Genomic DNA, 24,347 nt, shown 5'->3' with positions numbered 1-24,347 from the left:
TTATCCGAAAAATTCAACAATATTGAGATTTTACTGATGTGGGAATGACCAAAGTCAAAGAGATATTTGCCATGGAATAAATCATTTCCCTCTCTCCACCCTTCCACCACTGAAAATTTTCTAGGCACCTCTATAACTTATCCAAAAAATTCAACAATATTGAGATTTTACTGATGTGGGAATGAGAAAAATCCAAGAAATACTTGTGATGGAGTAAATCATTTATATCTCTACCCTTCCACTACTGAAAATTTTCTAGGCAATTCTAGAACTTATCCAAAAAATTCAACAATATATATATGGAATAAATCATTTATATCTCTCCACCCTTCCACCACTAAAAATTTTCTAGGCAATTCTATAAATTATCCGAAAAAATTAAAAATATTGAGATTTTGCTAGTGTGACAATGACCAAAGTCAAAGAGATATTTGCCATGGAATAAATCATTTCCCTCTCTCCACCCTTCCACCACTGAAAATTTTCTAGGCAACTCTATAAATTCTCCGAAAAAATTAAAAATATTGAGATTTTCCTAATGTGAGAATGAGAAAAATCCAAGAAATATTTGTCATGGAGTAAATCATTTATATCTCTCCACCCTTCCACCACTGAAAATTTTCTAGGCAACTGTAGAAATTCTCCGAAAAAATTAAAAATATTGAGATTTTGCTAGTGTGGGAATGACCAAAGTAAAAGAGATATTTATCATGGAGTAAATCATTTATATCTCTCCACCCTTCTACTACTGAAAATTTTCTAGGCAACTCTAGAACTTATCCGAAAAAATCAACAATATTGAGATTTTCCTAATGTGAGAATGAGAAAAATCCAAGAAATATTTGTCATGGAGTAAATCATTTATATCTCTCCACCCTTCCACCACTGAAAATTTTCTAGGCAACTCTAGAACTTATCCGAAAAAATTAAAAATATTGAGATTTTGCTAGTGTGAGAATGAGAAAAGTTAGACGTTCTTTACTTGATAAAAATCTCATCAACTTCTAAGATTAAGTCAACCATTCACAAATCAAAAATATGAAATATCCAAAAGAACCTCTAACATATCCCATCACCCACAAAACAGACATAGTAGAAAATTATCATGGTGTAGAAGTGGCCGACCACTATCGATGGTTAGAAGACCCTAATTCAGAAGAAACTCAAGAGTGGGTAAAATCTCAAAATGAAATTACTTTTAATTATCTCGCAGAAATTTCCGAACGAGAAAACATCAAAAAACGACTGACTGAAATCTGGGATTATGAAAAATATAGCGTTCCTTTTAAAGAAGGCGATCGCTACTTTTATTACAAGAATGATGGTTTACAAAATCAAAGTATTTTATACACTTTGCCTACTCTTGATGCTGAACCAAAAGTTTTGATAGACCCTAATAAATTATCAGAGGATGGAACAGTTGCTCTTTCAGGAATTGCTATTAGTAAAGATGGGAAATTAATCGCTTATGGTATTTCTAAGTCTGGTTCAGACTGGCAAGAATGGCGGATTAAAAATATTGAGACTGGAGAAGATTTACCAGATGTTTTGCAATGGATAAAATTTAATGTTCCAGCTTGGAAAAATGATAATCAAGGTTTGTTTTATAGTCGCTACGAACAACCACAAGCAGGAGAATTAGAAGAAACTAATTATTTACAAAAAGTTTACTACCATCGTTTAGGTAATGCTCAAAGTGATGATGTACTAATTTATGAAAAACCAGAGCGAAAAGAATGGAGTTTCAATTGCTATGTCACGGAAGATAGTAAATATTTAGTTATTACAGTTTGGCAAAGTACAGACCGCAAAAATTTGGTTTTTTATCAAGATTTAACTATAGAAGATGCGCCGATAGTAGAACTAATTAGTGAGTTTGAAGCCGAATATCGTCTGATAGATAATGATGATAATATCTTTTGGTTTGTCACAGATTTTGATGCTCCCAAAAGACGAGTTATTGCCATTGATATTAATAACCCTCCATCTCCTTCTTTAGTCACAGGAGAAAATCAGGATAAATGGCAAGAAATTATTCCTGAAACAACAGATACATTGAGAGGTGTAGGTACACTTAATAATCAGTTTGTTGCTTTCTATTTAAAAGATGCTCATACTCAAGTAAAAATATTTAATCTTGATGGTTCTTCAGTACGAGATATCAATTTACCTGGTATTGGTTCTGTGGGTGGTTTTTATGGTAAACGTCACGACACAACCACATTTTATAGTTATGTTAGTTTCACAACTCCATCAACTATTTATCAGTACGATATGGTGAGTGGTGAAAGTAAAATTTATCGCCAACCAACTGTAGATTTTAATCCTGATGAGTTTGAAACCAAGCAAATTTTTTATAGTAGTAAGGATGGTACAAGTATCCCCATGTTTATTACTCACAAAAAAGGTGTCAAACTAGATGGCAATAGCCCAACTATTCTTTATGGATATGGAGGATTTAATATTTCTCTGACTCCCAACTTTTCTATTAGTAGATTAGTCTGGTTAGAGATGGGTGGCGTGTATGCAGTTGCCAATATTCGTGGTGGTGGAGAATATGGTGAAGAGTGGCATAAAGCAGGAATAAAACAACAGAAACAAAATGTATTTGATGACTTTATTAGTGCTGCTGAATGGTTGATTGAAAATAAGTGGACTTCATCGAAAAAGTTAGCTATTACTGGTGCAAGTAATGGTGGTTTATTGGTAGGTGCTTGTATAACTCAAAGACCAGAATTATTTGGTGCAGCTTTACCCGCAGTGGGAGTAATGGATATGTTACGTTTCCATAAATTTACTATTGGTTGGGCATGGGTTGCTGATTATGGTTCTCCAGATAATCCAGAAGAATTTAAAGCTTTATATGCTTATTCTCCCCTACATAATTTAAAGCCAGAAATATCTTATCCGGCAACTTTAGTTACTACTGCTGACCATGATGACCGAGTTGTTCCAGCTCATAGTTTTAAATTTATTTCTGCTTTACAAGCAGCTCATATTGGAGATAATCCAGTGTTAATTAGAATTGAAACTAAAGCAGGTCATGGAGCAGGAAAACCTACTACGAAAATAATTGAAGAAATTACAGACGAATTTGCCTTTTTGCTCAGAAACTTTGAGATAGAATTGCCAGAAAATTTTGGTAATTAATTACAGCAGTTTTGGAGTTGATGAGGTACAAAATTTTACGAATTTAGGGAGTAGGGAGTAGGGAGTAGGGAGTAGGGAGTAGGGAGTAGGGAAAAAAGATTAATTTTAAAACTGTACCTCACGCTTCCTAAAAAGTGCTGTAAGTTGTTAGTTAATCACAACTCCAATAATGATTTGATAAATTCTTCTCCGGTATAACCAACTAAAAATCCAGTAAATATTCCTCCCCAAAAATCTTCAACAGAAACAACCTGTTAAACATTACTTTTTCGAGCAAATGCAACAATAATACAAAATCTCAAAAGTCTTGCTACATCTCCTTGAGAGTAGGTAGTAGGCAGTAGGGTTCAAAGACATAAGATATCTTGGCTTAATGCCGATAATCGTTACAAACATTACTGAACTATTATTATTACTTAATAACTGAAATCTTAATTAAGTATCGCATTATTTTTGGGAATTGGTATAACTATCAAGGAAAAAATGATTGTACGTAATATTCCTATTAAAAGTTGTCTTTCAAGCTCAAGTAAATCAGAAACATTATCTGCATCTTTTACCATATACCCAAAAAAAGCTACCAATTTCATATTTATAATGAGCTTTAGAGATATTTGTATTTACTCGTCATCCCAAAGAAGGATAATTAACGATTAGAGTAGCCAGTTATAAACTACCTTAAGTTATGATTATTATTGGAAGTTAAAAATTTAGAAAAATGACAATTACAGTTAACGATCTACAGAATATGCTACAGTCTGAGCTAGATGAACTTTACAAAAATAGCCAGACAGGTATTATTCCTGATGGTGAAAGTAAAGGCACAGTAATATTTGCTCCTGGTACTTCTTTTTCTCAGAATGTTTCCTCAATTATTAAATTTCTAGCTTGGCAAGGTAAAATATTTTATCGAGAAAAAGGTTATTTACTCAATAAGATAACTCCTCTAAATATAGAATTAGTTAAAGCAGAAGTTTATTTAGGCAAAAGTTGGCTTGATGAGGGAGAGTCTATCATTCTTGACTATTCTCAAACATCTTTTATTGCTCAAAAAATTAGGGATGAAATTAGGGAAGTTGTGCCAAATATTTATCTAGGAAATGCTTACTGGGAAAAATATAGAGTTCTTAACTTTGTTCTAGAATTTTAGTACAAAGCCAAATAAATTCCAAATCAATCCCTAGTATTTAATTTTTTTTCAGTAACTCAACCCATTAATATTTTTTTTTGCAATATCTACTAACTACTAACACCCTAATCCTAACTTTGAGATTTTGTCTGACGTAACTCTTGTTGTAAATCTTTCATAAATTCCAGAAAAAAATCTTTAAATACACAAGCTCTTTCTGAAGTTCCAGTGCTAAAGGTAAAATTTATATCCTGGGTTTCAATAGCAGCGTTTCCAATTTTAAAGAGAAAAACTGTTTTTCCTGGAATTGTAGGAGATGATAATAACCCATCAAAATTTGATTCCTTCACAGCTATTCGTGGTGCTTGAGGAGTCAAAGGATTAGATGTAAAAATTTCTTCTACTGATTTATCTAGGTTATTTTTTAATGTTTTTAATGCACCTGTTGTTGTTTTCACAACCTCCCCAATATTATGATGGCCAGCATCTATAATGTGAACGTTATCAGGAAGATTTTCTGCACAATAATCTATCACTTGACTGTGTGCTTTTGTCGCAGCTATATATTTCCATGGTAAAATCGCCTCACCTATATTTTGTAATGTATTTTCGGCAGCTTTTGTAATAGTAGAAGGAATCTCTTTTTCAAAAAATCTGTGATTGACTATTTGCACCATTTCATAAGCAAGAACTTCATCTTCCGCATTTTTATTTAACAGTTCAGCAATTCTTTTGACATCCGCTTCACTATAACCTGTTGCTACTTTTTCCTCAAGATATGCTCGTCTTTGTTGATAGCTAGGATTAGAAGTTGACTCTAAAGCACAAAACCACAAGTCACGCTTATTATCGTGAAATCTAGTAGCTCTAAAATAAATTTTTGCCCACCAAGGTAACGAAGCAGTATCGTATGCGTGTAAACGGTCTACATCTCCTGAAGTTTCAATTTTCTTTATTTGCTCTGAATCAGAAACTATAATGATGTCTAGTAAAAATGGAATTTTCACTCGAAATGGATTAAAGCTGATAATATCTAACATTTTTTCTGTTTCCTAAATATAGGTTTTCTTGCTTTTCTAATAGCTAGTGTCGCTACCCGGAAGTTAAAAGTCAAAGAGTGCATCTCAATTTTGAATAAAGCCAAAAATTTATCGCTTTTAGGGAACACTTAACTGGGAACAGGGAATAGGGAATAGGGAATAAGAAAAAAGTATTTTTGCAAATATGAGATACACCCAAGTCAAATATTAAGTAATAAGTAAGCATCAACAATGTTTTTAACGATTCTAAGCATTAAGCAAAAATCTCTTATTCGGTGAAACCCTACTTCCTACTCCTTGCTCCCTATTCTCAAGAATATATAGCAAGACTTTGAAGAAATAGTAAGTTGTTGTGCATTTAAAACATCTAGAAAGTTGTGTGTTTAACTAAAATGATAACCCTTATAACTTCTGACTTCTAACTTCTGACTTCTAACTTCGTTATTACCGAATAATTAAGGTAAAAATCCTCTCCTTTAAAGGAGAAACAAGCGGTCGTTTGCGGAGCATGACCTTAGGATGGGATGGCGTTAGCGGAGCGGGTCTGTAAGAACGGGTCTCCTCGCCATATCCAATCGACCAAGAGAGAAAAAATTTTCCTTTGAGTCAATCCTATCAGTTTTCAAGGAGAGGTAATTATTAATTATTAATTGTTCAAACACCCACCTTTCGCCAAGGTGCAAAAGCATTTTCCACACCAAATAAAGCCCGACTTAAACTAGGATAATGCCGACGTAAAACAGTCAACATACTGTTATTATCGATCCAATCTAAACCAAATTTGGTATAAATTTCAGCTCGATAATCTTCAGTAAAGAAACGATCGCTTTTCAACCTCCGAGACGCCATAAGAATAAACACACGAAAAGCAGTATCACTAAAACCAAATCCCGTGGGAGGATTTTCCGCAAACATACCCACCATTAAATCTACACTATCAATATTATTCTGATAAACCTCTCGTAATTCCTTCACCCATTTTTCATTATCAGTAATCTCCTCAAAAGATTTGACTCTTCCACGACCAATCAATTCTCTAAAATCATTATAACGAGGAACACCCCGCTCCCGGTCTCTCAAAATATCCACAGCAGCTAAATCAAAAACTTCACCATTATCTCGCACCAGTTTTTGAAGAAAACTCGGATAATTATATAGAGTAATCGCTCCTGGATAACTAATACCAAATGAGTAAAATAAATCCGACATTTCTAAATTTTCTAAAAGATTTCTGGTACGATTACCAGCAACTTCAAATAAATTATTCTTTTGTAATAAATTCCCGTTTTTAACCGAATAAAATTCAAATTCATCCGGCATTAATGGGTGCATTCGATACACAGAAACAAATTCTTCAGTTAAATAGTAGGGAGCTGTATGATGGTCAGTAGGAGAACCAATAATACCACTCAGCAGTTCGCTATCTCCCACACGGCCAAAAATTCTTTTCGTATGTTGCCCCAATAAACCCCACCAGTTAGCATCCATAGCTATTTGCAAAGCAGGAAGTCCTAGAATTCCCGGAGTCCATTCTACAGTGTGGATTTTTGCTAGTAAAGCAGCATTAATCAAACGAGCATGGTCAAATAGGTCTTCATCTGTCCATGCAGGATACTTTTGTTTAAGATGGTCGCAAATTGTGTTGTGTTCTTTGACAAATATAGTGTGGAGCATACTCAGTCCAATCCACCAATTATCGTCAAACCCTACTAGATCGATACCATTTTCAGAATTAATAGGTAATAAACCATCATCTCCAATTAACATTTTGCCATCTACATGGGAGCGTAACTTATCTATTGTTTCGCGATCGCTACCATATATTTGGGAAGCATCCCACCAATGAGTAACTTTGTTAATATAAGTAGGAGGACCTTGGGTATTATCATCGCTACGAGTTGTATCTGTTAAAGTTTTTTTGATTTCCAAAGGTCGATATTCTTCAGGCCAAGGATCGCCTTCCTCCAGGGGAATTTGAAACTTATTATCCTGTTGGTTATCTCCATGGGAAAACCAGTCATGGGTTTGAAATTGAATCCAAGCAGCAGCTAATAGATTTAGGGTAGTAGCTGGCACAAATTCCTCTCGCGTCAATAACTTTCGACTAATAACACGAGGGTTAGGATTAAGTAAATTCTCTTCATTAGGATAAACATTCTTTAGTGGAAAATTACGCCCAAAGCGGGTACCTGCCATACCCATTTTGGGGTCTTCCAAGTCATTAAAACTACCATCAGCAGTACGCACAACTAAATGGCGATCGTCAGGTAGAGGTAAAGGTAACTCGATATCATCTTGAGTAGGTAATTGTGCCGTATTATGAAGGTTTTCTTCTCTTAATTTGTTACGAAATCCAAGTAATTTTAACAATGCAATGGGAGTAGGAAATTTATACCAAGACCACTTCATAAAGCTCTCCTTTTACAACAGTTATATTTTGAGGACTTGAGTTTAGAGTAAGGCTCAAGGGTGGATTAAAATATAGTTTTAACTCCTTTACAATATAACTATTAAGTACAGTAATTGCCTAGTGTTGTTTTTTGATTAACTTATGTTAAGATTCCCGAGCTAAATCTGACTTTAACTTCATTTAGCATTGTATGATAAATTAATTGATTTGTGTTTAATATATCCCTCTGAGAGTTAATTTTTATTAAGATTAAAATTTAGTAGTGGTGCATTGTAATTATTTCGGTAACAGTATAGTTTGCATTTCAACCACCATTCATCATTAATATACATAACTAAAAGGAGTAGGTAGTGGTGTATTTTCAACAATTAATAATTAATAATTACCTCTTCTTATAAAAAAGAGGATTGGCTAAGAGCTGATTTATAAAGTAAATATTAAGAGGCTGAATTTCTTACAGGAAATAGGTTTTACCGATTGTCGGCCAGTAAAGTAGAAATTTATGAGACCTAGATAGCATAAGAGTTTTCCTGCGGAATGCGGAGCTAACAGCTCAGTTAATAAATCAGCTCTAAAAGGATTTTTTTTCTTCTCTTGGTCGATTGGATATGGCAAGGGAACCTCACCATCCCACCCTTCGGGAAGCTGCGCTAACGACCACTTTTTTCTCCATGAATAGAGACTTTATACCTTAATTTTTCGGTAATTATTTTGGTAACAGTATAGTTTGCATTTCAGCGAGATCCACAATTACTATTCAGGACTAAAAGGAGCAAAATTATATATTTTATAGTGTGGTAGTTTTTGTCTGAAATAATTTGGCATCAAATCTTCAAATTTAAGTCAAATCAAATCTAATTAGAACTGACTGAATAAAATTAAAAGGATTATACATGAAGCGTAAGCATTTCCTTCGGAATGCTGCGCAAACAGCAGTTAGCAGTCAGCTATCAGCTATTACTTACCAGTTATTAACTTATTATCTGAGAAGGAGAATTCAAAATTATGTTTATGCAGCATTCTACAGGAAAGAAAAAGGTCACTAGCTAACCTTAGTAAGTCCTGTATTTTCATGCATCTGTTTGCACAACATGACAAACGAAAATGCTGAATACTAATAGCTGAATGTTTACAATTAAACTTTTATGCTATCAAAATTTATCAACTTTTAGAGAATAAAAAGGATGGGAAAACTCTTACCTATTTCCATATGTGGCGTTCCCTACTTTCACCAGACATCAGAAAACTTTTTCAGCTCACCCTAATTAAAACTATTTTATTTAACTTGATGTGGGTTATTACTACTAAAAACTTAGATATTTAATCTAATAATAATTTTAGGGTGCAAGAAACTGACACACCCTACAACTAACACCACTTCTATATGAAATTTTACTTAATAAAAAATGAAAATCGTCAGCACAATTAAGGTCTGATTCAACAATTAATAATTAATAATTATTAATTAGGGCTTGCTGATTAAATATAAAAGCATTGACATATAAAGACAAGTGCCTTTTTGGGAACGAAAAAAGTGCGCCTGTTTCAGCTCTTCACGCTCAAAAAGTTAGTATTTTAGGCGCATAGTTGGGCAGAAAAATCATTCTTACAAAACTTAGCTCCTACTTCCTCTAAATTCCCATTTCTCCCCTCCTGGGAAGGGCGAGGGGTGGGTTGTCTCCTGTCTTCCCCTCCTGGGAGGGGCGAGGGGTGGGTTGTCTCCTGTCTCCTACCCCTACTAAAATACTTTTTCAGCAAACCCTAATTATTACCTCTCCTTGAAAAGAAGAGGATTGACTGATAATGAAAATTTTTTCTTGTTTCTCCTTTAAAGGAGAGGCTTTAAACCTTAATTATTCGGTAATAATTATCAAGGGTATTCTTACAAAGAAATGGTATTATTAATTAAACTCCACAAATACCCCTTTCTAAGTTCCATTGGTTGTCAACTGATACTGATACTTCTGAACCAGGTTTGACATTACCTCCTGATATATCGATAAGAACTACATCTGCTGCTCCCAAGTAACCACCTCGGTAAATTGGTTGACCTTGCCCATTTACAGTATCGTAGGTTAATTCCGAGACTACAGGGGGTAAATCTGGAGAACGATCAAACCGGACTTGAGTAAACCGTCCATCTACATAGGTTGCTGTATAAGGATTGCCACCAGCATCCAATCCATCACAGTATAAGACCATTGCTGCCTGGGCGAAAGGTACTGGTAGAAAAATTGTGCCGACAAACAGAAAAACAAATGTTACTACTAATGTAGCTACTAATTTAGATATTTGTTGTGGGAATTTATGCCACACATTGCTGAAAAACTTAGTCATAAGATTGTTCATGTTTTTTCCTCATTGAAGGATTCAATAAATACTGAATATTATAACAATAGCAAAAAATCACTCTTCGTCAACAAAATAATCTATCTAAATTTATAGTTTTATAGTTAGTTAATTAAGCCTAAATTTTGTTTGGGAAAAAGCTGGTTTTATTGTAAATAATATTCAATGTCTATTGTTTTTTCTAATATCACTTTGAAAAAAGAATGCTCAAAATAAGGTATATATTAATTCAGATATGCTTATAGCAATTTCCTAAAGTAAAACTACATATAACTTGACATCTTGGTTTTTAAGCTTGATAGATTACTTTTACCGAAAAATTGTGCTTGAAAGCCTCCTCTTTTAAGAGGATAAAAGCGGTTGATATTCGGAGCTTCCCGTTAGAGTGGGATGGCTCCGAAACCTGGGCAATATCCAATCAACCAAGAGAAAAAAAATTTTCATGATTAGTCAATCCTCTTCTTTTAAAGGAGAGGTAATTCTTAATTATTAATTCTTGAAAAGTGTTGTTTAAGTATATGAAATTGGGTGCATCTCATAGCAAGCAAAAATACTTTTTTCCTATATATTCCCTGTTCCCTGTCCCCTGTTCCCTGTTCCCTAAAAGCGATAATTTTTTTGCTTTATTCAAAATTGAGATGCACCCATTAAATTGGTATTAAAAATAGCTAATTAAATTCATTTTAGATAATTATATCTATCGTTTTCTATGTTTTTAAATATTTATTCCTTATTCCTTCTTGTTTCTTCCTTCTTCCTTACTTCTATCATTTATATCATTTCCGCACTTTATAATTTGTGTAAACCTAAACGTAAATATCTAGTAAATATCTAGAGGAAATTTAAGTTTTTTTTTCAGACTTTTAAGCCTTCCTCCCTCTTCCTTCTTCCTTTTCCCGTGTCTGGTATTCCCTACTTGCGCCATCGACTATTCAATCCATAAAACTACTAAAAGATTTATTTATATGTTGCTTTTATTTCTCAAAGGTAGCCATTTACTTCCAAATTTGTTCATTTACTCCAAGGAAGATTTATACTAAAATTTTTTCCAGAAGAATTTTATGATGACAAATTTTTGTCCAGAATTTGTTAACAAAAAACTCTTGATTATCCAACCTATTATGCAGGAGTTACACAATGTCCTCACAAACTTTGACCATTATCAATGACAACTATCAAGCAGTGAAAAATGATGGACAAGATGTGATTGCTGGATTGACAAAAAGTCCCAAGAGTTTGCCCCCCAAATATTTTTATGACGATCGCGGTTCAGAACTATTTGAAGATATTTGTCAGTTACCTGAATATTATCCGACTCGTACAGAAGCTTCCATTCTAGAAGAATATGCAGATGAAATTGCTCAACTAACTGGATGTTGTGAATTAGTAGAATTAGGCAGTGGTAGTTCGACTAAAACTCGCCTGTTGTTAGATGCTTATCAAAAAATAGGTGGTTCATTTAAATATGTACCTACTGATGTGAGTGGAGGTATTCTCAAAACTACCGTGCTAGAGTTACAAGAAAAATATCCAAATTTCTCTATTGAGGGATTTATTGGCACTTATGATGAAACTTTAGCTCATCTAAAGTCACACCCTACACTAACCTCTTTTGAAGGAGGTTCCCTAACTAGAACAATTTGTTTTCTGGGAAGTTCTGCTGGCAATTTTCCACCACAAGAATTTGACTGTTTTTTGAACAAAGTTGTTAATGCTTTAAAACCAGGAAATTATTTTTTACTTGGCATTGACTTACAAAAACCCAAAGAAATTTTAGAACCAGCTTATAACGATAGTCAAGGAGTTACGGCTGCTTTTAATTTGAATATGTTATCCCATTTAAATTGGCGTTTCCAAGGCAACTTTGACCTCGGTTTATTCACTCATAAAGCCATTTACAATCAAGCAAAATCTCAAATAGAAATGCATCTTTATTGTCAAGAGAATGTCACCTTCTCTTTAGAAATTCTAGATTTAAAGGTTGATTTTGAGAAAGGGGAAAGTATTCTGACTGAAGTTTCTCGCAAGTTTGATTTAGCAATTATTCAAACAGAGCTGGAAACAAAAGGACTTAAAGTTAAGAAAGTGTGGACAGACCCTAAAAGATGGTTTGGATTAATTCTTTGTCAAGCTTAAATAGCAGTTAGAAATTAAGTATTTAGGAGTCAGGTGTCAGGTGTCAGGAGGAAAGAAAATCACAAAGATTTAGTAGTTTAGTACTTACGCAGTACAACTTATTTTCCTCCGAAGCGACCGACAGGGTTTGCGGAGCAGTCCGGAACGGATAGGAATCTAAAATCCTAATTTTTCGTACCTCATGGGTAAGTCCTGTAGTTATGAAGATTGGAGATTTTTTCTACATCCAATCAAGCTGGTTTGATCTTAAAAGTATTGCTGACAGCTTCTTGCTGTAAAGTATTGGTGAAACATCTCCTTTGTTTGTACAACACTAGGTCAAAAAAAGGTAAAAAATTACTGACTTAAACTTTCTTGTTAATAGCTGAATGCTAACTGTTGAAAGCTTGATTAATTTCAACATTCCTCAGTAAAAAAAATATTTATGAAATCAGCTGAAAATTGACTATTAAAGCTCTTTGTATAAATAGGGTTTGCGCTCAAAAGTCTTTTAGTAGGGGGAGGAGACAGGATACAGGAGAAAGGAAAAATGGGAATAATCGAGGAGGTAGGAGCTAAGTTTTGTCCCTTGACTTTTCTGCCCAAATCTTGACCAAAGTTCGCTCATTTTTAAACCATTACCACTTAAAACCTCGCACTTTTTGATACTGAAAAAGGCACTTACCTTTATCTATAAATACTTTTAGATTTAATCAGCAAGTCCTCAATAGAGGTAGAAATCCTGGAATTTATACCTCACTATTCTTTAGCTCTTGTCTACTTATTAAAGTCTAAGAGTTTTAATCAAAAAAAAATATCCGAGCAAATAAATTTTATACCATTATGAACAGTCTTAAATCTATCAATCCACCAAAACTTAATAGTAGTCAAACTAACAATAGACTACGTCAAGATATCCTTGATTACTTTAACAATGCTTGGCAACTTGAAGATATTTTGATGAACAGTCTAGTCGGTGAAGAAACATTTTATTCCAATCCCGACCCTTTGAGAAATCCTTTAATTTTTTATCTCGGACATTCAGCGGTTTTCTACATCAATAAATTAATTCGCGTAGAATTATTAGAAAAACGTCTCAACCCTGACTACGAAATATTATTTGAACTGGGAGTAGATCCAGAAATACCAGAAGAATTAGACCAAGCGATCGCCCATATCAACTGGCCTAACCTTGAAGATGTTTGGCAGTATCGAGAAAAAGTCTATCAAATCATATTAGACCTAATTGAGAAAACCCCCCTAAATCTCCCTATCCATCAAAATCATCCTCTGTGGGCATTGATGATGGGTATCGAACATCAACGCATCCATATCGAAACTTCATCTATGTTGTTCCGACAACTACCTGTAGAAAAACTCAAACGTCCTAGTAACTGGGAATATGCTCCTACTAATGGTGAGATACTTGGCAATGAAATGATAGAAGTTGCTGGTGGGGTAGTAAAAATAGGTAAACCAGCAGATTATCCTACTTTTGGTTGGGATATAGAATATGGCGATCGCCAAGTAGAAGTCTCGTCTTTTGTTGCTAGCAAATATTTGATTACTAATTCAGAATTTCTAGAATTTGTCAAGTCTGGTTGTTACGAAAATCAAGATTATTGGACTCAAGAAAGTTGGCATTGGAAAACTGAAAATAACATCAAACATCCCAAATTTTGGATACCTGAAAATGGTGGTTATAAATATCGAGCTATGTTTGATGAAATAGATTTACCCTTAGATTGGCCTGTAGAAGTTAATCATTATGAAGCAATGGCATATTGTAGTTGGAAAGGTGAAAATACGAGGTTAATGAGTGAAGCTGAATATAATTTAGCAACTTATGGAAATGGTAAGGAAGTAGAGGCAGATAATTATAATCTGAATTTTAAATTTGGTTCTCCTTCTCCCGTTGGTTTCTTAGAAACAGCAAAAAATGAATCAGGATTATATGATTTACGGGGTAATGTTTGGGAATGGTTAACTGATAATTTAAACCCTCTTTCGGGATATAAAACTCATCAACTTTATGAAGATTATTCTGCTCCGTTTTTTGATACTAGACATAATATGATGTTAGGAGGGTGTTGGATAACTAACGGAACAGAAGCTCTAAAATACTATCGTAATTGGTTCCGTCCGAACTTTTATCAACACGCTGGTTTTAGAATAGTTCAGACTGAGAAGTAAGGAATTGCTCTAGTGGGATGATTGTTTTACCAGAGAATAAGGTATGATATAGTAATTAAGTTGTACGAATCTTATCTCAAAAGGATTTTGAATCTAGCTTTGAGACAACAACTTTTAGGGCTATTTTTAGACAAATCCTAACTACAAGATTATCTACAAATTATTCGGGTAAATTATGGATAAAACACAAGATCAAACTGCAGAGGCACGGAACCGCGTGATTGAATCCGCAAACCGATTGGGAGTTGAACTCAATGAACAAGAATTAGAACGATGGATGAACTCCATCACTGAAGCGACAGGAGATAGCGATATTGTCGTTGATAAAAAGACAGGTGTTTTCGGTCATAAAGTCAGTATGTTGGATTTCGACCCCAAAGACCTAGAGCGTTTTCGCGCAATCGGCAAGATAGTAGAATTTGATGATGTTCCCGGTCTCGTAGAGACTGCTTTGGCACTATCGGGTTCAGCAGCTCAATCCAAGGTTCAAACTCACCCAGGCGACTGTGACTACTTTGAAAGAGTCAATATTATTGCCCCAACTAGAACTGAAGCTTGCCAAACTCTGGCTCGAATTATGCGAGAAAAAGCCATTAACAGCCGTTTGGGTCCCAATTTTCAATTAATTGAACTAAAGTTTGGTAGCTATCCCCAAGACATTATCCGCAATGACTCCCTCTGTCACAAAGGTTCGCCCATCGCTTGGTTGCCTGAGGAAGTTGTAGCTTCCAAGATTGAAGGTACCGACTCTGAAGGAAACCCTCTAGTGATTACCTGGGATTATGTAGCCGACGACCCTGGTTGGTGTAAGCTAGACTGGGTAGTTGCTGACCCGGTACGCGGTCAATTAGCCAACGCTAGCAATATGTTGGATGTCACCTGGGAAGCTCCCGATGGTACGATTGTTCCCTTAGACGGTTATCTGGATGGCTATTTCCAAGAAGTTTACTTGGATGCTGAATCTGCACCTATCTTTGACAAACTGGTGAAACAGGTCTCCACTGATGTCATGGATGACTATGTGGCGCAGTTGCAAAAGGAAGTTAAAAAATATTTTCAGCCCGATAAAGCCAATTATGGCAAAGCTGCTAAACGCCTGTACAACATCTTCCGATTGAGTGGACAGTATGAAGAAGCGGCTTTCTTGCGGGAACTTTTTGACGAACCTGCTGCATTACTTTATCAAGTTCATGCATTAGTAAGAACAGTTCAAGAAGCTACCGAACAAGGTACGACCTTTGATGTTGATAACATTCTCGATCAAACTGATGAACTAATTATGTCAGTTATCAAGGTTTTGGAAGGAGAAGAGGAATTGGAAATCGTGCGCTATCTCCTCCGTTTATCTCGCTCTATCAGCCGTAATGAGCCAGGTACTACCCTGGGTTCAGAGGTAGAGGCAGCCAGATCTGAAGTAATGAAAATTGTTAACAACTTCTTCTACGAAAAGATGACTGCACTGCCAGCAATTAAGGCTTATATTGATAGTCTTCACAATTGATACTGACTCTAGGCAAATCAATTTTCCAACCTAGCCAGTCCAATTAATGTTTTCTGTGTAAGTTGTTCTGTAATAGATTGCAAAACAAGATTCCCTGTTGAATGGCATCATCTAGAGCAACATGATTTAGGGGAATATCCTCTAACCATTCAGGCGGTAAATTTTGCTTCCCTGACTCGCGATAGTTTCGTTTGAGGAATGCCATCGCATAAGAACGAATGTCTAGCCCCCAATGGTTAAAAGGATTATCCCCTACAAATTTTAGACAATACCAATAGACAAACATATAGTCAAAGGCTGCTGGATAAGCAACAAAAATAGGTTCCCCTGGTAATGCTTTTACCCAAGCGTGATATTCTGGCATCACTTGTTCTGGGAGTTGTGGGTTGACTCGGCAGGCTTCCCAAGCGGCAGGTTGTTCTGACCACCATTTCAGAGTTTTGGGATGACCTTGTGCCCCCGGTAAGGTTTCCAGGTTTGCTGTGAAGGTAGCCACCAATTGTTTGTCTCCGGTATAAGCTGCCGAGGCAATACTAAGCATAGAGTGAGGCCCAGGAATAGGGCCGTCTGTCTCAATATCTGTGCTAACGTAGATTTCGGTTGTCATTTGTTTTCTTGCTGGTTTAAACCAAAGAACACCTAGTTTTCAGAAAAATCTTGAAAAATTACGGGTAGAATGTCTTTTTATTGATAAAAAGTGACTTTACTACCCAAGGTACATATATTGTAACAAGAGTCATATTTGCACCTGTATATAATTTAGGATAATATCAAACAATTCTGCTCCATTTTTTGATAGTCAACATAATATGATGTTAGGGGGATGTTGGATAACTAATGAATGGATTGAAGATGAAGTAGGTGTATGGTCACATTTAATCGTCAAAAAAGATATTAAAAATGGTGAGGAAGTTACCCTTTTCTATACCAATATTGGTGAATATCCTGATGTTGAAACTTTTGTTTAATTGTGGGATTATTTTTAAATAAAAGTTATCGTAATTGGTGTTTTCCTGATTTTGATTGGCTCGCGGATTTTAGAATAGTTCAGGGGTAGAAGCATTAAGATGTAATGAGTTTGATGGTCATAAAATCACTTTTAACTTGAGTTAATTAACATAGTAAAACCATGAGATTTATTAGCCCAAAAACAGACTTTGCTTTCAAAAAAATATTTGGCTCCACTGAGAGTAAAGATATCTTAATCAGTTTTTTGAATGCTTTAATATATTCTGGTAAATCAATAATTCAAGATTTAGAAATAATCGACCCCTATACTCCGGGAGATACCATTAGTTTAAAAGATACTTATCTAGATGTAAAAGCCCTCTTAAATGATGGCTCGAATGTGATAATTGAAATGCAAGTTTTAAACATTCCAGCATTTGAAAAGCGAGTAGTTTATAATCTATGTAAAACTTATGGGAATCAATTAGACACTGGAGAGGGATATCGAAGATTAAAACCAGTAATTGCTTTAACAATTACAGATTTTAAAATGTTTGAGAAAACAGATCGATATATTAATCATTTTGTGTTTAAGGAGAAAGAGAAATCATTTGAGTATACAGATGAAGAAGTAGCAATGATATTTGTTGAATTACCAAAGTTTCCGAAAAAATTAGAAGAGTTAGAAACTATCGCAGATAAATGGATTTATTTTGTGAAATCAGCTCCAAGTTTAGAAGTAATTCCTGCTAAATTAGCAGAAATAAAAGAGATAGAAAAAGCTTTAAATATTGCTAATCTGGCAAATCTATCAAGAAAAGAATTAGAGGAAGTACACAAGCGGGAAGTATTTTTAGAAGACCGTGCGGGTCAAATTCTGCTAGCTCGACAGGAGGGACGAGAAGAGGGACGACAACAAGGAATAGAGCAAGGATTAAAAGCGGGTAAGTTGTCAATGCAAAGACTAATATTAGGTCAATTGGAGAGAAAATTTTCAGCAGAAATTCCTGCCATAATTAGAGAGAATATTCAACAGTTATCTCTGGAAAAGTTAGAAAATTTAGGAAGAGCAATTGATAATTTTAGTAGTTTAGAAGATTTGTCTAATTGGTGTCAAGAATCAGAACAGTAGTAGGTGTTCAACAACTAATAATTAATAATTGTTGAACGATTTTCATAACGAGGTAATAGAGTTGAAATTAGTTCCGTGAGTGTTTTTTTAGGAACAGATAAGACGCTTCAATATCAGGAGAAAGAAAGCGATCGACCTCTAAAAATGGCACAACTTGTCGGTAATTATTGAAGAAAGCTTCAGTAGTTCTTGATAATTGTAGACCGGGATATTTTTGTTTCCTCAAATCAATAGCTTGAGCGACGTGCATTATTTCCACTCCCATAATGTAATAGAGGTTATCAATCATCTGTTGAAAGCGTCTGACCACACGAGGCGCATTTGTGGATGTATCTTCAATAGTACCTGCAATAGAAAACAGATCCATAGAAACAGGAAGAGCTAAAGATTGGTTTTCTGCTGCCAAAGATGCAAAGACTTTCTGAATCGCACCATAAGCATGAAAAGTTTTGTCTGTACCCAAAAATCGACTCAGATGAGTGAAATGGGGGTCGGCAAGTTTAATAGTGCGTTGAGCAGAAGCATTAGAAAGATGACTCAGAGCGATCGCTGCTTCCTGAAATGAAATCACCAAAGGCAGTGGGGTAAAATTACCAGTAGGTATTAAGGCTCCTCTGACTCCTGCTTCATCCACATAAAGGGAAACTTCTTCAGCTAAATTAGACGGGGACACCACATCCAGAACAACAGCAGGATTATCATCTGAAGAATTGAGTTGAATTTGCAACTGAGTTTCTAGTTCTGAGAGACATTTTGCTACTGCTCCCAAAGTATAAGCACCTGTGCGGAAACTTAAGGGGTCTTGTAGAGCACGGTCATCTGAAGGCTCCCATAAGTAACTACCAGCTAGAATAGTCCGAATATCTTTGGCTGATGAATTGACATAGGGAAAAGGTCGAATAACATGAGCATCTTGGAGAAAAGGTTCAATATTGCCATCCAAAGCTTCTAAACTCAAAGCAAATAAAAGCTTACTAACTTTGAGCAGAGCTTTTAAATCTTCTACTGCCAAAGCTCCAAGAGCCGTTGAATAGGCATTAGAACTAAAGATTGAGAGAGCATCTTTACCAAAGGGGTCTAATGGCTCTAGTCCAAATTTTTCCAGAGCTTGACTAGCTGGAACTTTTCGACCCCGCAAATACACATCCCCTTCACCGATCATCGCAAGTGCAATATGACCAAGTAAGGTAATATCTGCTTCACCCACCGAACCCCGCGAGGGAACTACAGGGGTAATGTTATTATTCAGAAAATCCCGATAAAGTTCTGCCACCCGCAGTTGTGCTCCTGTGGAACCAAACAGAATGGCATTGAGACGAGTCACCATAATTGCTCGCACAACTTCCTCAGCCATTTCCGGTCCTGCTCCGGCACTATGGGCATAAATTAAGTTACGGTTAAATTCTTTAGAGACCCGAATTACTTCTTCATCTAAGCCACCAGTAGCATTGACAAAAGCTTGGTCTTTATTCAGTCCTACTCCTGCAGTCAGACCGTAAATTTTATGCCCACTTTCAGCAGCTAATAACAGAATTTCATGGGACTTTTGAACGCGACTTAAAGCTTCATTATTAATGGTGACTTTAGCTCCATGCTTGGCAACTTGAACTACATTTGCCGTGGTTAAATTCTGACCTGTGAGAGTAATATTTCTGCCTCGGAATGCGATAGTTTCTGATGGTTTTGAACTTACTAAGTTGGTAGTATTTGATATGGAAGTATTTGCCAAATTATCGTTGGCGCGGGAGATTATTGGTGACAAACAAACACATATTTTTGCTAATGTAAATAGACTTAGGGATTGGATGTTAATTTTCATGGTTTATTTATCAGAACTTGAGATGTTTGATTTTATTAATTATCATAATTTTAGTGAAAAGTAAAAATTATTATAAAAAAATTATATTTAGATATATAATAGTTAATAGTCGTTAAATACTAAACTAAGAAACTATTAAGAATGAGACCTAATCCAATTCCACCTCAACCAGGCCAAGAATCAGTTTGGGATTATCCGCGTCCGGCTATTTTACAAGATACAGATAAACATTTAAAAATCATCTTTAATAATTTAGTTTTGGCAGAAACAAATCGAGCCAAAAGAGTTTTAGAGACCAGTCATCCACCTTGTTATTACATACCACCTGAAGACGTGAAGTTAGAATATTTAATCGAAAATTCTAGGAAAACTTTTTGTGAATGGAAAGGTTCGGCTTCCTATTATGATATTTCGGTGGGAGATAAATATGTAAGTAATGCAGCGTGGCTATATTTGAATCCAACTCCTAATTTTATTTCTTTTCAAGGATACCTGAGTTTTTATGCTAGTTTAATGGATGCTTGTTATGTTAATGACGAATTAGTAAAAGCTCAAGCGGGAGATTTTTATGGAGGATGGATTACTTCTGATATTGTCGGACCATTTAAAGGTGAGCCTGGTACATGGGGTTGGTAAATAATGAAAATATAAGTAATTAAAAATTAAAGCACTTTTCAAACAGCAAGAGTATCATAAGTGTTCTCTGTTCTATAATGCTTGTGATTACTTCTTTATCCCAGCCAAAATGAAAACTAATATTAACTCAATAAGTAATAATTATAATCCTTCACAATCTTACTATCAACCAAAAAAATTAGACTTAGATTAATGGTTACAAGTGACTCAAATAGATTACGAAAAATTAATTGAAGAATATTCATTTAATAATCTATTTCAAGGATTTGCTAAAAATCAACTCAAGCTTCTAGATATAGGATGTGGTACTGCTAAATTTCCTAGTTTATTAGACGAGAAAATTGATGGGGATATTAATTTATCAGCAGATTTACTCGACATTTCAGAATACAGTCTACAGGTAGCACAAAAACAATTTGAGAGTTGTCAGCATTTTAGTACAAATAAAATCTACTTATCTGCTACAGAAAATATTCAGCAATTAGTTGAAAAAACTAATAGCTATGATATTATATGGGCGATTCATTCTCTTTATACTGTCGATCAAAATAGAATGGCAGATGTCTATCTGTATTGTTTAGATTTATTAGGAGATAATGGTAAATTTTTAATTTATCAACCTGCTGAAAAATCTTTTTATCACAAGTTATATGATTTTTATCTTGGCTATTTTCCAGAAAGCAAAAAATCTACATATTTTCTAAAATCTGAAGAACACAAACAAATTTTGGATGGATTAGGAATAAATCATGAAAATATTAGATTGCATTTTTTCCACAGCATAAGTTTTGAAAGTATAAATATACTTGAAATATATTGAAAACAATGTATTTTTGATGATAAATTAGATGTATTAATTTTTTTTCAACCTATGTTGCAAGAGTGTTTTAAGAGAGAAACTAATCAATACAAATTTGAGCAGATAGTTGATTTGATTATTATTGAAAAAACTAGGAATATTTGGCAATACCAGGAAGAGAAAAAATGATGATGGATGGTTTAGAAAAATCTGCGGTCGCTAACTTTTTCTCAGACCCAAAACTCAAGCTCGTTAAACTGAATGATCAAGAATATATGGAGGGACTAATTGCTTATCGCAGTAACCATAATGAACAAGAAATAATGCTTGAAGCTACATTTCAGGCTATAGAAAAACATAAATCTTCACAAGAAAGTTACACTATCCTTAGTATCGGTTGTGGCAGTGGAGTTTTTGATAAACCTTTTGTGACAAAGCTGCTTGAGTTGAACAAATCTATTCATTTTGTTGGAGTAGATCCAAACAAATTAGAATGTCTAAAAACAGAAGAATGGTGTCAGCAACTTAGCACATTTAAACCAGATAAATTTAGATTTAAAATTCATCCGATTAAATTGGAAAAATTTGAATCATCCCAAAGTTTTGACATCATTCTGTTAATTCATTCGTTTTACTACTTTTCAGAAATTGAATCCTCTTTTCAGAAGATTTACGAACTTCTTAGAGAAGAAGGAATAGCAATTATTGTAATAGCTATAAAAACAGAATTAAGGGAACTTCTTTACTATGTAACTCAGCGACTTTATCAAAGGTCAATTCTTTTGAGCGACGATTTATATCAATTCTTTTCTGAACACAATATTTCTGTTCATCAAGAAATTATAGAATCTCCACTGAATATTACAAAATGTTTTCAGAAAGATTCTCAATTGGGTAAACATTTACTAGATTTTATAGTTGGTGCTAATACGACATATTTTTCTCCTTCGCAATTACAAGTATTGCTGGATTATTTGAGCAGCAATTCCCAAAAATTGGAGGGGGGAGAAATTATGATTCCAACTTCTATGAGTATTTATTATTTTCAAAAGCAGAAGGAAGAAGAAATAAAAAAAAGGGAACTAATGAAAAATTGTGAATCTAATCAATAATCAAAGGCAGAGGAAAAAACAGAAAAAATGATGATGAATAATTTACAAAAATCAGCGATCGCTAACTTTATTTCAGACCCAAAACTGAAGCTTGTTAAACTTAATGAGCAAGAATATATGGAAGGACTAATTGCCTATTATAGTCAGGATAACGAAAAAGAAATAATGCTTGAAGCTACACTTCAGGCTATAGAAAAAAAGATGTCTTCACAAGAAAGCTACGTTATCTTGAGTGTAGGTTGTGGTACAGGAATTTTTGAATAACCTTTTTTAGAAAACCTTCTTGCTCGAAAAAAGCATATTAATTTTGTTGGTATAGAGCCAAACGAAAAAGAATGTTTAATAACAGAAGAATGGTGTCAAAAATTTAGTAAATCAAAACCAACGAGCTTTGATTTTAAAATTCATCCAGTTTGTTTTGAAAACTTTGAGTCACACCAAAATTTTGATATCATCCTCCTAATTCATTCTTTTTACAATTTTTCGGAAATTGAAACTTCAATTAGGACAATTTACAAACTTCTCAAGAAGGGGGGTATAGCGATTATAGCAATAGAGCAAAAAAGACAATTGCTTAATTAACCTGTCTATCATGTGTCTCAACGACTGTACAAAAAAATATGCTATTATAGCGAGGATATAGAGAAGGTTCTTACTCAATGCAATTTTCCATTCTATTTAGAAACGATTAATTGTTCAATAAATATTACTGAATGTTTGAAGAAAGGGTCTCAATTAGGAAAATTATTGCTAGATTTTATGATTTATGCCAATACAGCCTATTTCTCACCGTTACAATTACAATTTCTCTTAAATTATTTTAGTACAAGTTCGCAAAGGATAGAAAATGGACAAATCATGCTTCCATTTTTAACTAATTTAATTTACCTTGAAGAAAGAAGTTAGATGAAGTGAATAAATAATATTGTCTTGAATATTTACTAAATTAATGGCAATAGGGAACAAGAAAATAGAAAAAATGATGATTCCAAATTCTATAGGCTTTTATTATTTCCAAAAGCAGAAGGAAGAAGAAATAAAAAAAAGGAACTAAGAAAACTTAAAATAGCTATAGAAGCCTAAATTATTGTTGTCGAGCAAGATTTTATAAGTAATTTTTAAGAGAAATGGAGTAAATTTATGTTTGTCAAAGGAATCAAAAAAGGTAAAATTATTGAGTTATTGGAGGAGGTAGATTTTCCCGATAATCAAGAAGTTTTAGTAGAAATTAAAAAGGTAGGTGATTTTTGGTCAGCTTTACAAGATTTTAGGGCAAGGATAGATTTAGAAAGTATTGATGATAATTCTTTTGATGATTTACGGGATAAGTCACCAGGGAGAATGGTTCAACAATTAATAATTAATAATTAATAATTAATAATTAACAATTACCTCTCCTTGAAAAGAAGAGGATTGACTAAAAGAAAATATTTTCTTTTTTCCCTTTTAAAGGAGAGGAAAATTAAAGCTATTCGTTAATTAATCTATGGTAAGCATTTCCTACGGAATACTGCGCAAACAGCTATTAGCTGTCAGCTTTCAGCTCTTATGAGGGGGTTTTAATGAATATAGGCTTTAAAGCCAGCTTTGATAGTAAATATAAATTCTTACTCAATTAGTAAAGCTTTTATATCAAACTAAAAGCAATAGCTGATGGCTGATAGCTGACGGCTGAATGCTTACAACCTATGAATTATATCATGTCCGGTTAAACAGTGATAAATAAATAACTGCGGAGGAGTCAGGAGTCAGGAGTCAGGAGTCAGGAGGAAAGAGGGAAGGAAGAAGAACAACAGGAGAAGAAGGAGAAAGTTTTTTTATCACTAATTATCCGGACATGATATTAAACTATGCCAAATTAAACCAACAAGAATTAACCCTAAACCAACTAACCAAATTTGTTGCTCTACCCAAAAAGCTAAAAATAAACAAGCAGCTAAACCTACCCAACCTAACCACTTAGGATAAAGTCTTTCTTCTGGAGAAAGTTTCAGAGCAGCAAAATTAGTAATAG

The 24,347-nt window shown here is 34.4% G+C and carries 20 protein-coding genes and 1 pseudogene; 14 read left to right on the top strand and 7 right to left on the bottom strand.

What is annotated here, in order from left to right; translation table 11 throughout:
• Window positions 1–1,038 precede the first annotated feature (1,038 nt).
• Complete coding sequence (locus F6K18_RS19020; protein ID WP_287522882.1) at window positions 1,039–3,150, top strand: prolyl oligopeptidase family protein; 2,112 nt, start codon at window positions 1,039–1,041, stop codon at window positions 3,148–3,150.
• Window positions 3,151–3,868: 718 nt separating this feature from the next.
• The gene (locus F6K18_RS19015; protein ID WP_287522879.1) at window positions 3,869–4,300 is read left to right on the top strand and encodes a hypothetical protein; all 432 of its coding nucleotides are present in this window, start codon (window positions 3,869–3,871) and stop codon (window positions 4,298–4,300) included.
• A gap of 110 nt (window positions 4,301–4,410) precedes the next feature.
• Here the strand turns inward: F6K18_RS19015 and F6K18_RS19010 are convergent, their stop codons facing one another.
• The gene (locus F6K18_RS19010; RefSeq protein WP_287522876.1) at window positions 4,411–5,319 is read right to left on the bottom strand and encodes a hypothetical protein; all 909 of its coding nucleotides are present in this window, start codon (window positions 5,317–5,319) and stop codon (window positions 4,411–4,413) included.
• A gap of 654 nt (window positions 5,320–5,973) precedes the next feature.
• On the bottom strand, window positions 5,974–7,728 hold the full coding sequence (locus tag F6K18_RS19005; RefSeq protein ID WP_287522875.1) for a peroxidase family protein: 1,755 nt from the start codon (window positions 7,726–7,728) through the stop codon (window positions 5,974–5,976).
• A gap of 894 nt (window positions 7,729–8,622) precedes the next feature.
• Between F6K18_RS19005 and F6K18_RS19000 the strand changes: the two genes are divergently transcribed.
• Window positions 8,623–8,775, top strand: coding sequence for a hypothetical protein (locus F6K18_RS19000; protein ID WP_287522874.1), 153 nt, complete (start codon window positions 8,623–8,625; stop codon window positions 8,773–8,775).
• A 529-nt stretch (window positions 8,776–9,304) separates the two neighbouring features.
• Here the strand turns inward: F6K18_RS19000 and F6K18_RS18995 are convergent.
• Window positions 9,305–9,487: a hypothetical protein gene (locus F6K18_RS18995; RefSeq protein ID WP_287522873.1), complete on the bottom strand. Its 183-nt coding sequence runs from the start codon at window positions 9,485–9,487 to the stop codon at window positions 9,305–9,307.
• Window positions 9,488–9,634: 147 nt separating this feature from the next.
• Window positions 9,635–10,078, bottom strand: coding sequence for a hypothetical protein (locus F6K18_RS18990; RefSeq protein WP_287522871.1), 444 nt, complete (start codon window positions 10,076–10,078; stop codon window positions 9,635–9,637).
• Window positions 10,079–11,215: 1,137 nt separating this feature from the next.
• Here F6K18_RS18990 and egtD point away from each other — a divergent pair.
• From egtD to F6K18_RS18975, 3 genes are all read left to right on the top strand, one after another.
• Window positions 11,216–12,214, top strand: coding sequence for an L-histidine N(alpha)-methyltransferase (gene egtD, locus F6K18_RS18985; protein WP_287522869.1), 999 nt, complete (start codon window positions 11,216–11,218; stop codon window positions 12,212–12,214).
• Between the two features lie 822 nt (window positions 12,215–13,036).
• Complete coding sequence (gene ovoA, locus F6K18_RS18980; protein WP_287522868.1) at window positions 13,037–14,386, top strand: 5-histidylcysteine sulfoxide synthase; 1,350 nt, start codon at window positions 13,037–13,039, stop codon at window positions 14,384–14,386.
• Between the two features lie 175 nt (window positions 14,387–14,561).
• Complete coding sequence (locus F6K18_RS18975) at window positions 14,562–15,887, top strand: hypothetical protein (protein ID WP_287522866.1); 1,326 nt, start codon at window positions 14,562–14,564, stop codon at window positions 15,885–15,887.
• A gap of 43 nt (window positions 15,888–15,930) precedes the next feature.
• On the opposite strand, the gene F6K18_RS18970 is transcribed toward F6K18_RS18975, so the two are convergent.
• Window positions 15,931–16,494 (bottom strand): 3'-5' exoribonuclease domain-containing protein, encoded by a 564-nt coding sequence (locus F6K18_RS18970; protein ID WP_287522864.1) that lies wholly within the window; start codon window positions 16,492–16,494, stop codon window positions 15,931–15,933.
• Window positions 16,495–16,696: 202 nt separating this feature from the next.
• On the opposite strand from F6K18_RS18970, the gene F6K18_RS18965 reads away from it, so the two are divergent.
• Complete coding sequence (locus F6K18_RS18965; protein WP_287522863.1) at window positions 16,697–16,855, top strand: hypothetical protein; 159 nt, start codon at window positions 16,697–16,699, stop codon at window positions 16,853–16,855.
• Window positions 16,856–17,016: 161 nt separating this feature from the next.
• Window positions 17,017–17,967 (top strand): Rpn family recombination-promoting nuclease/putative transposase, encoded by a 951-nt coding sequence (locus tag F6K18_RS18960; RefSeq protein ID WP_287522861.1) that lies wholly within the window; start codon window positions 17,017–17,019, stop codon window positions 17,965–17,967.
• 67 nt (window positions 17,968–18,034) lie between these two features.
• Here F6K18_RS18960 and F6K18_RS18955 read toward each other — a convergent pair whose 3' ends face one another.
• On the bottom strand, window positions 18,035–19,786 hold the full coding sequence (locus tag F6K18_RS18955; RefSeq protein WP_287522859.1) for an aromatic amino acid ammonia-lyase: 1,752 nt from the start codon (window positions 19,784–19,786) through the stop codon (window positions 18,035–18,037).
• A 141-nt stretch (window positions 19,787–19,927) separates the two neighbouring features.
• Between F6K18_RS18955 and F6K18_RS18950 the strand changes: the two genes are divergently transcribed.
• The 6 genes from F6K18_RS18950 to F6K18_RS18930 all read left to right on the top strand — a co-directional run bounded on the left by F6K18_RS18950 (window position 19,928) and on the right by F6K18_RS18930 (window position 23,704).
• Window positions 19,928–20,422, top strand: a complete 495-nt coding sequence (locus F6K18_RS18950; protein WP_287522858.1) for a DUF427 domain-containing protein — start codon at window positions 19,928–19,930, stop codon at window positions 20,420–20,422.
• A 202-nt stretch (window positions 20,423–20,624) separates the two neighbouring features.
• Entirely contained in the window at window positions 20,625–21,242 is a 618-nt protein-coding gene (locus tag F6K18_RS18945; RefSeq protein WP_287522856.1) for a class I SAM-dependent methyltransferase, read from the top strand.
• Between the two features lie 140 nt (window positions 21,243–21,382).
• Entirely contained in the window at window positions 21,383–22,333 is a 951-nt protein-coding gene (locus F6K18_RS18940) for a class I SAM-dependent methyltransferase (RefSeq protein ID WP_287522854.1), read from the top strand.
• A 27-nt stretch (window positions 22,334–22,360) separates the two neighbouring features.
• The gene (locus F6K18_RS18935; protein ID WP_287522852.1) at window positions 22,361–22,597 is read left to right on the top strand and encodes a hypothetical protein; all 237 of its coding nucleotides are present in this window, start codon (window positions 22,361–22,363) and stop codon (window positions 22,595–22,597) included.
• 36 nt (window positions 22,598–22,633) lie between these two features.
• Complete coding sequence (locus F6K18_RS36700; RefSeq protein ID WP_353735112.1) at window positions 22,634–22,915, top strand: methyltransferase domain-containing protein; 282 nt, start codon at window positions 22,634–22,636, stop codon at window positions 22,913–22,915.
• Window positions 22,916–23,473: 558 nt separating this feature from the next.
• On the top strand, window positions 23,474–23,704 hold the full coding sequence (locus F6K18_RS18930; protein ID WP_287522850.1) for a hypothetical protein: 231 nt from the start codon (window positions 23,474–23,476) through the stop codon (window positions 23,702–23,704).
• 452 nt (window positions 23,705–24,156) lie between these two features.
• On the opposite strand, the pseudogene F6K18_RS18925 reads toward F6K18_RS18930, so the two are convergent.
• Window positions 24,157–24,347, bottom strand: a pseudogene (locus tag F6K18_RS18925) (amino acid permease); the annotation flags it as partial.

The organism is Okeania sp. SIO2C2 (genome assembly GCF_010692625.1).
Lineage (GTDB): Bacteria > Cyanobacteriota > Cyanobacteriia > Cyanobacteriales > Microcoleaceae > Okeania > Okeania hirsuta.
Note: the sequence above shows the minus strand (reverse complement) of the source record. Positions and strands in the feature narration are given on the sequence as shown.